Below are 13,449 nucleotides of genomic sequence, written 5' to 3' on the forward strand. Positions count from 1 at the left end.
GGGGATATGCCGCTCCCGTTTATTTGGGCCATCGGGTTGTTTACCGGCGGGTTCGCCATCGGCGGCCTGACCTTTTCCAACCTGACCAACAAGCTGTTGGTGGGCGGCCTGGTGGTCGCTGGCATCTACTACTACACAAAGCACAACTAAGGGCCGAACCATGGGACCGATAGGCGACGTATTGGGCGGTGATGGCTGGAGCCTGAGCGCGGGCGACGAATCAACGCGCGGCGACACCGCAAACGAAAATTCAGGCGGAAGCTTCGGCGACCGGAATTTCAGCCGGGGCGGCGCGGTGTCCATGCCGGGCTTGATCGGCATTGCCGCCGTTGTCCTGGGTGGCCTCTGGATCATGAACCGATAAGGGGGCCGCATGGGCTTGAATCTGTTTGGCTCGTCTAAAAAGTCGGGCGATAAAACCTACAACTACGACAACCGCCAGGACAACAGCACCAACATTCAAGAGGGTGACCTGGCGGCGGGCGCGATCCGCTCCGATGGCGACGTGACCATTACGGACGGCGGCGCTATTGATATGGCCGGAGACCTGGCCGGGGAGGCGTTCGACCTGTCGGAGTCCACCACCGACCGGGCGTTGGATTTTGGGGAGCGGTCGCTCGTTGAATCCTACGGATTCGGGCGCGATTCGCTGGAACTGGTGAGCGACAACAGCGCCGAAGTGTTCGACGCCATCGACACCAACAACCGACGAACCTATGACCTGGTGGAGTCCACCACCGCCCGAGCCAGCAACGGGGCGCAAGTGGCCGCCACGTCGCAAAAAATGATGATCGGCCTTGTGGTTCTGGCCGGTCTGGCAATTTGGGGTGCCCGCGCATGAAGCCGATTTATATGAAGCTGGCCGCCGGTCAGCAGATGACCATGCCAGGCGCCGGACTGGTGCGCAAAATCAAGGTGCGCAAGGCAGACGGGCCGGTACTGTTCCGCACCGGGGCAGAGACCGCCCCCGCCGACCTGGGAGAAACCATCACCTTCGAGCAGGTCGCGGAGACGGTGCGGGTGGAGAACACCCACACCAACAGCAACTCCTTGGAACTGATCGTTATCGCCAGCGGTGAGGGGGACGTACAGGCAGCGGCGTCAAGCGTCGCGGTGAGCAACCTCGACAGCCTGCAACAAGCCTTGTCGCCGAGCGATACCTTTTCCATGCCCGGTGATGTGACCGTGGGCGCGGCGGCGACCCAGATCGTACCGGCCAACGTGGATCGGCGCGAAGTCATGATCAGCCTGCCCAGTTCGGCGGCGGATTCGATTCGCATTGGAGGCGCGGGCGTGACGACCGGGAGCGGGTTGGAGCTTGAACCCGGCGGCACCGTGACGTTGAACGCGGAAAGCGCCGTCTATGGCATTCGCGTGGGGTCCGTCGATGAGGCGGTGACCGTTCTGGAACTGCGGAGACCGTAACCATGGTAATGGGCAGTCATGTCAGCGCACCGGGTGCGGTCAAGCTGAAAAGAAACACCGAGTATTACCTGGATCGCGTGGTGGTCGGCCAGTCCAGCGACGGCACCGACTACCATTCAGAGCCGCGCGTGGTGGAAATGAAAGACGGGCGTCTGTTGTGCGTCCATCAGCGGGCGCAGCTGCACGACGACAACACGACCCGGATCGTCTACCGAACCTCAGCGGATCGGGGGAAAACCTGGAGCGCAGACACAACGCTTTATGACCCGGCCAGCGGTTACGCCGGGCGGAATCCGGGCCTGTGCCTGGACCCGACGACCGGGCGAATCATCGTCTTTGCCCGCGAATACAATTCGGGCACGGCGCAGGTCGATCTGGTCTACATGTACAGCGACGACAACGCGGCCACCTGGAACAGCCCGACCAGCATCATGGGCCTGTTCGGCGCGGAGCCGGTCGCGGTACCGTTCGGCAAGGGCGTGGAAACCGCGCAAGGGTTGATGCAAATCTTCTATGCGAGCGACAAGATTTGGGCGCTGTTCTCCACCGACAACGGCCAGTCCTGGGGCGGCCTGGTCACCATCCACGATAACCAGCAGGCCAGCGCCACGTTCAGCGAAAGCGTTCCGGTACGAATCGATAACAATCGGGTGGTACTGTGCGTCCGCGACGGCGACAACCCGGAACGGTTCTATTTTTTCCGAACGACAGACGGCGGGGCCACCTGGGCCGGGGTGCAGTTCGGCACCTGGACCGGGCAGGCCATCAACACGCCGACGCCATTAACCGGCATCCGACACGAAAACGACGTGTATTTGTCCTGGGGGGCGCGGTCCCCGGATTGGAATCTGTACCTGGTTAAAGCGTCAGCGGAATACTTCTTTCAAGCCCCCGATGATGTGATTGCGAACGCGACCCGCGTCAAGTTGATCAAGTCGGAAGCATCGGGAGGCGGGGCGGCGTCTGATGCCGAGTTCGGGTATTCCGATCTGGCCGTGTTGAGCGGCATCCAGCACACGGTGTTGGTGACCTGGTACGACACCAAAGACGACGCGACGGTTACAGATACCAACGTCTATGCCATGTCGGCCCCAAGGGTGTCGGCGTAATGAACTGGCCGACCGTATTGGGCGGCCTGGCGGCGCTGTACGGCGCGGCCTGGGTCTGGAAGGGGCAAACTGTGAGATTACGCTATTTCAAACCGCACGAGTTCGGCCAGTGGTGGCCGTTGATGGATGAAGACCTGTTGCGCGGCCTGGATGAGTTCCGCCGCCGCATCGGGCGACCGGTCCAGATCAGCCCCGCAATCGGAGCCCTGGGGCGTCCGGGTGCGGGCGATTCCATGCACAACGTCACCAAGTGGGGCCAGGTCCGGGCGGCCGATGTGCTGATACCGGGCGCGACTGTCGCCGATCTTCCGGGCCTGGTGGCCGAGGCTCGCGCCGTGGGTGTGTTCGGCGGCGTTGGGGCCTATCCCGACTGGGAGCCCTGGCCGGGGCTGCACCTGGACACACGCGACCGCGACCCGAACCAGCCGGCCACCTGGGCGGGCCTGGACGACGGGGACGGAGATCAATATTACACCGCAATAGAGGAAGCCTGGGCATGATCAAACGACTACTGAACAAGTTGCGCGGCAAGGCGTTACGCGTCTCGCTGACCGGTCTGGTGTCCCTGGGCGCGTTGGCTCTGGGCGTGAACCTGGCACCGGGTACACAACAGGCCATTGTGAGCGGTACCGCCGTGGTGCTGGAAGCGCTGACCGTCGAAGACATCGAGGCCGACACCGGTGAAGCCGATGGCGACGACTGACAAAGCCGGAAACCTGCAAGTGAACGTGTCGGCGGTCGCGTCCAGCGTGACCCTGGCCGTTGTGCTATGGTTGGGGGCGACCGTGCAAGAGTTGGATAAGAAGTTTCCAGTGTTGATCTATCGCGTCGAAGTGCTGGAAAAGCAGGCCGAAAACCGCCGTGAGCAGTCGTCCGCCTTAGAACAATTTAGCCTTAAAAATGGGGTTGACAGATCGGAACTGATCGAAGGTTAACCCGCAGTAAAGCCCGCCAACCCCTTACTTCCTGTAATAAAGATTACAGGAAATAGAGGATCAGTATGCGGTCAGCCCAACTCTACTCTACAGCCGGCCAAAATGAATCAGCTATACATCCGTACGGACGTCGGCCGGGTTTTCAATCACCCGGCCACGAGCTTCAACGCGCGAACGCGTCAGTTCATCCCACAATCAGTTCTGGCTGCTCAGGCAACGGCGGTCCCTTTCAAGCGTTTCAGCCAGTACCACTCAAGCCCGGCAAACACTGAGACCAACAAAGCGACATCGGCCAATAGCAGATGTCCCCATAGGCTGAGCGCCTGTGCGTAGACCACCATGACGACCGGTGTCGCCGCGATCCAAGCCAGGTCCAATGCCAGTACCCAGGCGACACCGGTATTGGCGGCTGGCAAGTTGCGTCTTACGCCGTAGACGCCCAACGCGAACAACACCAGGCCTGCGCCCACCAGTCGCAGCAGCCAGGGTGCCACGCCGCCCATGAACTGTCCGATAACACCGGGCGCTGAGATCAATACAATGCCGGCAATCGCCGACGTTACGATATTGGTGAGCAAGGTGGCGGACAAGCTGGGGGTTTTCATCATGGCTGGATTCCTCTTTTCAACGGATTGAGCCTGTACTGTCCGCTTCTCGTGGTTGCGGCTCAATTACCTGACAGGTAATGGTCTTGCCAACGTCCTTGGGCCAGAATGGCCATTCACGAAGTCGCAACGGAACCTCACCGATGGGATCAGCAAACCATGCGCTCGCGGAATTTCGACGCACAAAACGACTCTCGCAACTCGATCTCAGCCTGAAAGCCGAAGTTTCAGCCCGTCACATCAGCTTTATCGAAACCGGACGTGCCCAGCCCAGCCGCGACATCCTGCTGAAGCTCGCCGAGGTCATGGGCCTGAGCCATCGCGAGTGCAACCGTCTCATGACAGAGTGTGGCTACGCTCCGGTATATTTCGACAGGCCGCTGGACGAAGCCGCCATGCAACCGGTCCGCCAGGCGCTGAATGTCATGCTCGACAACCAGGACCCCTACCCGGCTGTCGTGCTGAACAGCCTCTGGGATCTGCACATGGCCAACCGCTCGCTCAACCGACTGATGTCCCTGTTGTTACCGCCAGATCGCTTGCAGGGTCGCATCAACATGCTGGAACTTATCTTCGACCATCGGGGCTTGCGGCCCTACATGACGAACTGGGATGACGTCGCCGCTCTGTTGTTACGACGCCTCACGCTGCAGCTGCAAACCCGGCCAAACCCGGAACTTGGCGAGCTGTTGGAGACGCTGTTGAGCATGGACCCGCCCGCAGACTGGCACGCCCCGGAGCCGCAAGGCTGGGAAGGCCCCATGCTGACCTCGGAGCTGGAGATAAACGGTCAGCACCTCAGCGTGTTTTCCACGCTCAGCAGTTTCGGTACCGCGCTGGATGTGGGATTGCAGGAATTGATGATCGAGAGCTATTTTCCGTCCGATGAGGCCACTCGCCGGTTTTTTCACACGCTGGCTACGGAAGCGGAATGACTCCGAAGCTAAACCATGACTCAGATCACTTCTCCCCCTCGCCGGGTTGCTAATCTAGACGGGTGATGGCGTCAGTGCCTTCGGCGGACAGAGGGAGGTCCGGATCCATGAATTATTTCGTCACCGGTGCGACCGGTTTTATCGGTAAACGGTTGGTCCAGCGTCTTGTTGAGCGCGGCGGTACGGTATTTGTACTGGTCCGCGCCCGGTCGCGGCCCAAATATGAGCAACTGCTGGAATTCTGCGGCGCCTCGAGTGAGACCATCATCCCGATCACGGGGGACCTCGCCGAGTCCGGCCTGGGCGTCAGCGAGGCGGATCGCCGGCGGCTGACCGGAACGATCGATCACTGTTTTCATCTGGCGGCCATTTACGACCTCAAAGCCTCGGCCGAAAGCCAGCAACTGGCCAATATCGATGGCACACGCCATCTGGTCGAGCTGGCCAACGATTTGAACGTCGGTTGTCTGCATCTGGTCAGTTCCATCGCGGCCGCCGGGCTTTACCCGGGTGTGTTCCGCGAGGACATGTTCGACGAGGCCGAAGACCTCGATCACCCCTACTTCCGCACCAAACACGAATCCGAAGGCATTGTCCGGCGCGAAGCCAGGGTACCCTGGCGTATCTACCGGCCCGGTTTCGCCGTGGGCGATTCCAATACCGGGGTGATGGACAAGATCGATGGCCCCTACTATTTCTTCAAACTGATCCAGAAGACCCGGCAACTGCTGCCACCCTGGGCGCCGATCGTTGGGCTCGAAGGCGGGCGCTTCAATCTGGTGCCGGTGGATTATGTGGTCGCGGCCATGGACCACATTGCGCACGTGCCCGGCGAGGACAATCGCTGTTTTCACCTGGTCGATTCCCACCCTCACCGGTTCGGTGAAATCCTGAATATCTTCGCCAAGGCCGCCCATGCCCCGGAAATGGCGCTGCGCGTCAACGCACGTGTGTTCGACATTATCCCGCCGGCCCTGTTGCGGACGCTGGGTGGTCTGGAACCGATACAGCGGGTCACCAACGAGCTGTTGCGGGAGCTGGACCTGCCACCCGATGTCTTCCAGTTCCTGAACTGGCCGACACGCTACGACGACCGCGAGACCCAACGCCTGCTCGCCGGTTCCGGCATTCAATGCCCCGAACTGCAAGACTATGCCTGGCGTCTGTGGGATTACTGGGAACGGCATCTGGACCCGGACCTGTTTATCGACCGCAGTCTCGCCGGCCAGGTGAAAGACCGGGTGGTCGTCATCACCGGCGCTTCATCGGGCATTGGCAAGGCCACCGCGTTCAAGCTGGCCGAGGCCGGCGCCAAAGTCGTTCTGGCGGCCCGCGGGGTGGAAAAACTGGAGCAGACCAAGACCGAGATCGAGGAAAAAGGCGGGACGGCCTTTATCTACAGTGCCGACCTCTCGGACATGGAAGACTGCGACCGGTTCGTGGGCCAGGTCCTGAACGACCACGGCCAGATCGACATCCTGATCAATAACGTCGGGCGTTCCATCCGTCGCTCCATCAACCACTCCTACGATCGCTTCCACGACTTCGAGCGCACCATGCAGCTCAACTATTTCGGCTGTTTGCGCGTCACAATGGGCGTTCTGCCGAGCATGGAGCAGCGTGGACGCGGGCATGTGGTGAACATTTCCAGTATCGGCGTGCTCAGCAATGCGCCGCGCTTCTCGGCCTATGTGGCCTCGAAAGCCGCACTGGAGGCCTTTTCGCGCTGTGCCGGCGCCGAATTAGCCGATTCCGGCATCGACTTCACCACCATCAATATGCCCCTGGTGCGCACCCCGATGATCGCCCCGACGCAGATTTACCAGAGCGTTCCGACTCTGACACCGGAGCAGGCGGCCGATCTGGTGGCCCGCGCCATCATCGAAAAACCGGAGCGTCTGGCGACACGACTGGGCAAGGCGGCCCAGGTCGCTCATGCGGTCTCGCCGAGGATGATGCAGACCCTGATGAACACGGCGTTTCGCATGTTTCCGGAGTCGTCCGCCGCCCTCGGCCAACACGAAGCCATGCCTGAAGAGAGCCGGCCCAGTCAGGAACAGCTGTTACTGGCCAACCTGATGCGCGGGCTGCACTGGTAGGTAACCGATCATGCTGGCGCGTCGATTACAGGGGTTGCTGGCCTTCGAACTGCTGGCTTACGCACTGCTGATCGCGCTTGCCATCGGAACCGAACGTCTGTCTGGATGGCAGGCGATGTCCGGCATTGTGTTGCTGGCTTTGGCGCTTCGGACGGTGGCGACCGCCCTGCTCTTCATCCTGTCCCACCGATATGCGGACAAACAGGATCCCGAGGCCGGTTTATCGGTCGGATCCGGGTTGCGATTGTTCCTGGCGGAATGGCTGGCGCTCTCGCAGTTGTATTCGGCACTGCAGGTGTTTCCCAGGCACCGCGCCGTGACCGAACCCGTCACCGGTGACATACCACCTTTACTGCTGGTCCATGGCTACGCCTGCAACGAGGGTTTTTGGCGACCGCTGCTGCGGTCGCTCGAAGCGCAGGGGAATCGGCCCCTGGAAACGCTGAATCTGGAACCGGTTTTCGGGGATCTGGACAGTCACGTAGAGCAGTTGAACACCGCCATCGAAGCCTTGTGCCTGCGCAGCCAGGCGCGAACAATCACAATCCTGGCGCACAGCATGGGCGGCCTGGTGGCGCGACGCTACCTGCAGCGGTATGGCGCCAATCGGGTCGATCGGTTGATCCTGCTGGGCACGCCGCATCACGGTACGGGCCTGGCGTATTGGGGGCTGGGCCGCAATGCCCGGCAAATGGAGCCGGACAGCCCATGGCTCCAGACCTTGAACCGGGTCCCTACGCCGGTACCGATCTTCAACCTGTACAGCCGTTGCGACACCATCGTCTCGCCGCGCCAAAGTGCCCTGCTCCCCCCGGCTCCCAACCATCACAACATACCGGTGGGCGCGGTAGGGCACCTTGAAATGGCTTTCAATCGACAGGTGCGCGCCCACATTCAAGCGGTTCTTGAGGCGTAATCAGCTGTTCCCTTCATCACGACTGTCTTTAAGTTCCTGGACGGTTCGGTTCAGCGCTTCTACCTGTTCGGCCAGCCGCTGGACATCGTCGCGGGTCGCGACCCCTACGCTGCCGAGGGTGCGCGAAAACTGGTCTTCCAGTGTCTGGCTCCAGTCACTCCAGCTCTCGGTGGCCTTGCCGATCCAGTCGTCCCAGGAGGAACGAACGTGTTGCTCGATGTCCGTTCTGCGTTTGTCCAGGGCTTCCCGGTTCTTGGCTTCGGTGGCCCGGACATAAGCGCCCAATCCGGCCAGCCAGATCTGACGGGTGAATTCTATGGCGGTGTGAGCGCCCGGGTGTTTTTCCTTTGCTTCAGTCATGGTCGAACTCCTCTCTCGTAGACTTGACGGGCACTGGGCTCGTCCTGTTTGGGATCGCGGCGCGGATCGGCGCATTCATCGGTCCGGGTTCCAGAATACGGATCGCCCGATCGCGAATCTTGACGCACATCAACCCCCGGATGCTTCGGGCAACGGACAATCATCGGGCGTCCTGAATTCGACGACAGGGAGACGCCCGTGACGCGATCCGACACCAAACAGCGCATCCTCGACGGCGCGCTGGCGCTGTTCAACGTCCATGGCGCAACGGCCGTCAGCACCAATCACATCGCGGACGAGCTGAACATCAGTCCGGGTAACCTTTATTACCACTTCCGCAGCCGGGACGACATTGTCGACGCCCTCTTCCACCGGTTCGAGGCGGAGATCGACTGCGTATTACAGCCGCCCGACCTACCCGTGGCCGACCCGGCCGGCACCTGGATTTACCTGCATCTGGTGTTCGAGACCATAGCCCGCTATCGCTTCATCTATTGGGAGTTGAACCGGTTACTGTCCGGCAATGCGTTCTGGCGACGGCGGTTTCGGCACGTTATGGACCGCAAAGTGGTGACCTCCCGGGCGTATTGCCAGGGGCTGAAAACCGCGGGCTATTTGAACGCCACAGACGAAGAGATCGACTCCCTGGCGGAAAACATCGCGCTGATCACCACGTTCTGGCTGAATTTCGAATATGTACGGGGTGTGACATCGCTGGATGAGGCGGCCATCAACCAGGGCATCCGCCAAGTGTTCGCCCTGGTCGCCTCCTGGTTGACGCCCGACGCCCGGGACTACCTGGAAACCCTCAGTCGTCAGTATCGGGAATCCCCGCCGGCAGTGCCCGGGGATGAGGCTGAGGGTCGGCAACGATTCTGACGCAATCCTCCAAAATTTGCCTTAACCTATTGTATTTAAATTATTTTGGCGTTGTAGCTCATGGGTGAAACCTGCCGATCAAAATCAAGCGTATAATCGCCAAATCGGTTGATATGGTCCGTGCGGTATGGGGCCAGCCCTTTGAGAATATCGTGATCAATATGATGACCGCGCTCTTTGAGATCTTTAAGGGTTAACGTCATCGACTCCACATTGTGAAGAATGACCAGGTTGGCCACCAAGTGGTTATATTTGATCACCTTCCGTTGCTCGTGACGGATATTCTCGGCGATCACCCCCTCGCCGCCGAAGAACAGCCATTTCACGAACTGGTTGAACTCTTCCGTTTTGTTCGTCTCCGCATGAATGGTTCGCCGCAACTCCACGCTGCCAATGTAGTCCAGAAGAAAGGTTGTCCGAACGACCCTCCCCAGTTCCCGGAAAGCAAAGTAGAGTTTGTTCTTGAGGCTTGCGGTACCTAAACGTCGCAGTACCGTAGACGGTGCGATTTTTCCAGCCTTAATCGATAGCGCCACCCGGAGCATGTCCGGCACATGGGTTTCAATCAGTTTCCAGTTGATAGTCTCGCTGAACAAAGCATTGATGTGCTCATACCGTTGGCGTTTGTCAGACTTGTAGAACACCAGCTGCTTCAGATTCCGGATGCGGGGCATCAGGTTGATACCCAGCAGGTAAGCCAACCCGAAGACGGGCGCACTTTGCGCCTGAGTATCGCCATGCAAGGTGTCAGGCTGGATATCGGAGTCGTTTTTGATCAGTCCATCAAGGATGTAAATGGCCTCATAAACGCCGCAAGGAATGAAGTGGCTGAACAGCGCGATGTATTTGTCCGAGACGTGGTAGTAGCCCACCCCGCCATAGCCACCGTACCGTATGTGGTATTCCGATAGCAGATTCTGTTCGTACAGGTTCCATTTTGTGCCATCGGCGGAGGCCCGCTGGCCAGTTCCCCAGTGTCGCGGCAGCCGGTAGCGGTTGTAGGCATTGATAACCTGTACAATCGCCTGCTCCAGGCGCTCTTCGGTGACGTGCCGCAGGTTGAGCCAGGACACCTGCCGGCGATTAAGCGTCGTGATGGATCGCGCGGTCTGAGTTGGCCCGAGATTGCAGCCATAGCAAAATAAGGTCGAAACAAAGCGGGTACGGGGGTCGTCCAGCTTGCCCTCAAATCCGGAAAGTGGCCCAAAGCGTTTGTGGAGGCCCAGCCATTTTTCGGCTTCCACCAGGATGTCGAGAATGTTCTTTTCGGGCATATTTTGGGATAACTGCTTATCAATCTCAGCTAACCCATCCGGAGGCGCTCTACGGCGGTGCTTCCGGATCACCAGATCTTCACCATGGAAGACGGCGTATTCATTCTCCGGGAAGCCACGGTCAATGCGGTCGGCCGTTTCGCTCAACCGGGAGTGGGCTTGTACCACAAAAGCGGCTGGGTCGGATTCGATATCAATCATCGCACTGTAGTCCGCTATCTGGGCATCATAGACACTCCAATCCACCAGCTGATCGCGGTAGTCACTGTACTGGTCGCTATTCGCGACCGCGAGATCGCCGGAAATCAGTTCACGCTTCACCTGTGTCAGTACGCCCAGCTCGAAATACTTCCGGTAGACCATCCCGGGGGGCAGCTGGCTTGGCCCGGTCCCCAATACCAAACGGCGCCAACGCTCCGGTAGCCAGGACACGTCGACGGGTTGACTACTGAGGACAAGGCATTCCTTACGGCTGTGCCGGTGCTTTTTCAGAGTCGCAATCGCCTCAATCAAAGATTGATCGTGGCTGGTTGCCGCCAGATCCAGTAGTTCAAGGCAATTGAATAACAGGGGGCGTAACGGGCGGTAGGGTTGCAGCATGAACGGGATGAAGTTATTGCCAGCATAGGCCATGTGTTCCTCACACTCTGCCAGTAATTCATCAGGATCGCTCTGGATGGCAGCCGCCACTCGGGCACCTCGCTCGGAGTCCGTTGGCGCTTCCTGGACGGCGGTCAGTACGTCACGCAGTTGAGCCACCAGCCTGTCCATGCGTTTCATGTGATCCAGGTGATACTGGTTCAGGTTGGCTTCTGCCTTGGTTTTGATGTTGCGCATCTTGCGAACAAAGATGTCGACCGCATCGTCCATCGCGCGACGCAATTGGGCATGGACCAGCAGAACCATCAAAGCGTAGCGTTTGGTGCTTTGCATGGCCTTGATGTTGGCCGCGCCCAGCGCTCGTGCTTCCAGTATGAAGTGGTGATATTTGGCGGCGGGAATGTGATCAACAGCGGGCAATTGTTGACACCAACCCTGAAGCCATTCCAGGTGCTGAAGATACTTCTTCACTTCCGTATTGGTCGGCTTTTTGGGTTCCTGTTTCAACTTATGCCAACTGGTATGAGGGGAATCATCCGGCACTTGCAGCAACTGGTCAAATTCGTTTTTTTGATGCGCTGTCAAACCCACATTGAGCGTCCGAAAGTAACCGGTATTGACCGTGCTGCGAGCCTGACGCGCGGTCCGTTGCAACGTTGAAAAACCCGGTAACTCAAAACGCTGGCGCACCAGCTCTTCAATCACCACATTGATGATGTCCGCCAGGTCCTGCTTGGTGGTGGCCGCTTCACGCGCTAGTTCCCGTACAATTGCCTTGCCTTCAACGGTGAACGCCTTGATGCCCACCTGTTGACGAACCGTCTCCAGCATCCGCTGACGGGCGCCGCCATTGCGGTCGTAGACCCTGAGCTGGCTCAATGCGAGATGTGAAAGGTCGTCGCACGCCAGAATGTGCGTTGTAATGGATTGGGGAACGGCTTTGAGATGGACAAAGTAGCCCAGACGCTGCACTGTTTTCAGGAGAATGAGTAGGGCGCCACGAGCAGCCGGAGTTCGACCGTGCTTTCGGGCAAAGGATCGTTCCTGGGTAGAGGGTGTATAAATTTCTGCCAGTTCTTGATCCGAGACCACCGCCTTCAATCGCGGATAGGCGGTTTCATGGAGGCTACTCATACGCAGTTCTTCGCTATGGGGTTCCAGTGAAAGGCATTAGCCCACAGTACTTTCGCTCTTGAGGGGGGCATTGCTTATAGTAGGCAGCAATTCGTCAAGACCAAAGGAACCGCCCGTTATTTTGTGAACGCCACGCTCGCTTTACGTTACGGGATTATTCGGTCATCGATCGCCGGTTCCCCGATTTATTGAATCGTTACACCACACCGCAGACTGATTCGAGCTATGGCCATTGAGCATCTTTCCCCCCCCACTGATCATTCACACCTACCAACGCCTTTCTAGTGCCCAGCTAATCGCTCTGGCAGGGACCGGGCTAACGACGGTGGCGCTGGCGCCGCTGGCCCATGACTGACGGGCGGCAGTGCGGGCCAGGTGCTCGGCATTGCGCTGGCCCTGAAGATGATTGCCTACGCCCTAATAGCACCTCTGTTTGGGGCTGTTGCCCAAAAACTTCCCCGCCGTACTCTGCTGGTCACACTGGACATTCTGAGGGCCTGCGGGGTTGCCCTTTGTCACTGAGGTTTGGCAGGGGGCCCACTCTGGCTAGGGTAGGTACAAAATTTTCGCCCAACCCCTTCATGTAATGACGCAATTAAGGGGCACGAGATATTGCCCTCTTGGGCGCAGCACCGATCAACCATGGCGCTCAGTAAAACCTCAATTTGCTGTAGCTTTTCGATCTTCCCACGTACGTCGTGCAACTTGCGCTCCGCGAGAGTGCTGGCTTCCTGGCAGTGGGTGCCGTCTTCGAGTCGGAGCAGGTCGCTGACCTCATCGAGACTGAAGCCTAACTGCTGCGATGTTTTCACAAAGCTCAACCTGCCGATATCGCTGGGACCGTAGCGTCGAATACCCCCGAGAGGACGCTGGGGCTCAGGTATTAACCCACGTCGCTGGTAGTAGCGGATGGTCTCAACTGAGACGTTCGCCGCCTTAGCCAGCCCCCCGATGGTCAATGAGTTCATTTCATCCGGCATTTGCCTTGACTCCGTAGTTGACTACGGCCTCAAGCTTAACCTATCGAACAAGGCCGTAGAAGGTGTAATTGCAATATCAGAGTTGAATTCCGAGTCACAATCCGGTCGCGAGTCGTTAATCGCAGGCGGGGTTGCAGCCTGCTCGCGTCGGCCTGCTGTCTGGGCACCTTGGCCCTGATCGCCCTGGGGGGTTCCGGT

16 protein-coding genes are annotated in these 13,449 nt (G+C 59.2%); 12 read left to right on the forward strand and 4 right to left on the reverse strand.

Features of this window, described 5'->3' with window-relative positions:
* Window positions 1-6: 6 nt before the first annotated feature.
* The 8 genes from IE111_RS09710 to IE111_RS09745 are packed head-to-tail and all read left to right on the forward strand — an operon-like array spanning window position 7 to window position 3,469.
* Complete coding sequence (locus IE111_RS09710) at window positions 7-150, forward strand: hypothetical protein (RefSeq protein ID WP_189608361.1); 144 nt, start codon at window positions 7-9, stop codon at window positions 148-150.
* Between the two features lie 10 nt (window positions 151-160).
* The gene (locus IE111_RS09715; protein ID WP_189608362.1) at window positions 161-364 is read left to right on the forward strand and encodes a hypothetical protein; all 204 of its coding nucleotides are present in this window, start codon (window positions 161-163) and stop codon (window positions 362-364) included.
* A 9-nt stretch (window positions 365-373) separates the two neighbouring features.
* Window positions 374-841 (forward strand): hypothetical protein, encoded by a 468-nt coding sequence (locus IE111_RS09720; protein ID WP_189608363.1) that lies wholly within the window; start codon window positions 374-376, stop codon window positions 839-841.
* On the forward strand, window positions 838-1,425 hold the full coding sequence (locus tag IE111_RS09725) for a hypothetical protein (protein ID WP_189608364.1): 588 nt from the start codon (window positions 838-840) through the stop codon (window positions 1,423-1,425). The genes IE111_RS09720 and IE111_RS09725 overlap by 4 nt, the downstream gene beginning before the upstream one ends.
* A 2-nt stretch (window positions 1,426-1,427) precedes the next feature.
* Window positions 1,428-2,534, forward strand: a complete 1,107-nt coding sequence (locus IE111_RS09730; protein WP_189608365.1) for a sialidase family protein — start codon at window positions 1,428-1,430, stop codon at window positions 2,532-2,534.
* The gene (locus tag IE111_RS09735) at window positions 2,534-3,034 is read left to right on the forward strand and encodes a hypothetical protein (RefSeq protein WP_189608366.1); all 501 of its coding nucleotides are present in this window, start codon (window positions 2,534-2,536) and stop codon (window positions 3,032-3,034) included. Before IE111_RS09730 ends, IE111_RS09735 begins: the two co-directional genes overlap by 1 nt.
* Window positions 3,031-3,237, forward strand: coding sequence for a hypothetical protein (locus tag IE111_RS09740; RefSeq protein WP_189608367.1), 207 nt, complete (start codon window positions 3,031-3,033; stop codon window positions 3,235-3,237). The genes IE111_RS09735 and IE111_RS09740 overlap by 4 nt, the downstream gene beginning before the upstream one ends.
* Window positions 3,224-3,469 carry a hypothetical protein gene (locus IE111_RS09745; RefSeq protein WP_189608368.1) on the forward strand — a complete coding sequence of 82 codons (246 nt, stop codon included), beginning with the start codon at window positions 3,224-3,226 and terminating at the stop codon, window positions 3,467-3,469. The genes IE111_RS09740 and IE111_RS09745 overlap by 14 nt, the downstream gene beginning before the upstream one ends.
* Before the next feature lie 209 nt (window positions 3,470-3,678).
* Here IE111_RS09745 and IE111_RS09750 read toward each other — a convergent pair whose 3' ends face one another.
* The gene (locus IE111_RS09750; protein ID WP_189608369.1) at window positions 3,679-4,077 is read right to left on the reverse strand and encodes a hypothetical protein; all 399 of its coding nucleotides are present in this window, start codon (window positions 4,075-4,077) and stop codon (window positions 3,679-3,681) included.
* A 140-nt stretch (window positions 4,078-4,217) separates the two neighbouring features.
* Here IE111_RS09750 and IE111_RS09755 point away from each other — a divergent pair, with 140 nt between their 5' ends.
* The 3 genes from IE111_RS09755 to IE111_RS09765 all read left to right on the forward strand — a co-directional run bounded on the left by IE111_RS09755 (window position 4,218) and on the right by IE111_RS09765 (window position 8,024).
* The gene (locus tag IE111_RS09755; RefSeq protein ID WP_189608370.1) at window positions 4,218-5,009 is read left to right on the forward strand and encodes a helix-turn-helix transcriptional regulator; all 792 of its coding nucleotides are present in this window, start codon (window positions 4,218-4,220) and stop codon (window positions 5,007-5,009) included.
* A gap of 107 nt (window positions 5,010-5,116) precedes the next feature.
* The gene (locus IE111_RS09760; RefSeq protein WP_189608371.1) at window positions 5,117-7,108 is read left to right on the forward strand and encodes an SDR family oxidoreductase; all 1,992 of its coding nucleotides are present in this window, start codon (window positions 5,117-5,119) and stop codon (window positions 7,106-7,108) included.
* 10 nt (window positions 7,109-7,118) lie between these two features.
* Window positions 7,119-8,024, forward strand: coding sequence for a lipase family alpha/beta hydrolase (locus IE111_RS09765; RefSeq protein ID WP_189608372.1), 906 nt, complete (start codon window positions 7,119-7,121; stop codon window positions 8,022-8,024).
* Here IE111_RS09765 and IE111_RS09770 read toward each other — a convergent pair whose 3' ends face one another.
* On the reverse strand, window positions 8,025-8,384 hold the full coding sequence (locus IE111_RS09770; RefSeq protein WP_189608373.1) for a phasin family protein: 360 nt from the start codon (window positions 8,382-8,384) through the stop codon (window positions 8,025-8,027).
* Window positions 8,385-8,582: 198 nt separating this feature from the next.
* Here IE111_RS09770 and IE111_RS09775 point away from each other — a divergent pair, with 198 nt between their 5' ends.
* Window positions 8,583-9,263 carry a TetR/AcrR family transcriptional regulator gene (locus tag IE111_RS09775; RefSeq protein WP_189608374.1) on the forward strand — a complete coding sequence of 227 codons (681 nt, stop codon included), beginning with the start codon at window positions 8,583-8,585 and terminating at the stop codon, window positions 9,261-9,263.
* Between the two features lie 35 nt (window positions 9,264-9,298).
* Here IE111_RS09775 and IE111_RS09780 read toward each other — a convergent pair whose 3' ends face one another.
* Window positions 9,299-12,271 (reverse strand): Tn3 family transposase, encoded by a 2,973-nt coding sequence (locus IE111_RS09780; protein WP_189608375.1) that lies wholly within the window; start codon window positions 12,269-12,271, stop codon window positions 9,299-9,301.
* A gap of 515 nt (window positions 12,272-12,786) precedes the next feature.
* Complete coding sequence (merR, locus tag IE111_RS09785; protein WP_063091985.1) at window positions 12,787-13,251, reverse strand: mercury resistance transcriptional regulator MerR; 465 nt, start codon at window positions 13,249-13,251, stop codon at window positions 12,787-12,789.
* Window positions 13,252-13,449: the final 198 nt, after the last annotated feature.

This window comes from Saccharospirillum salsuginis (genome assembly GCF_014651855.1).
GTDB lineage: Bacteria > Pseudomonadota > Gammaproteobacteria > Pseudomonadales > Natronospirillaceae > Saccharospirillum > Saccharospirillum salsuginis.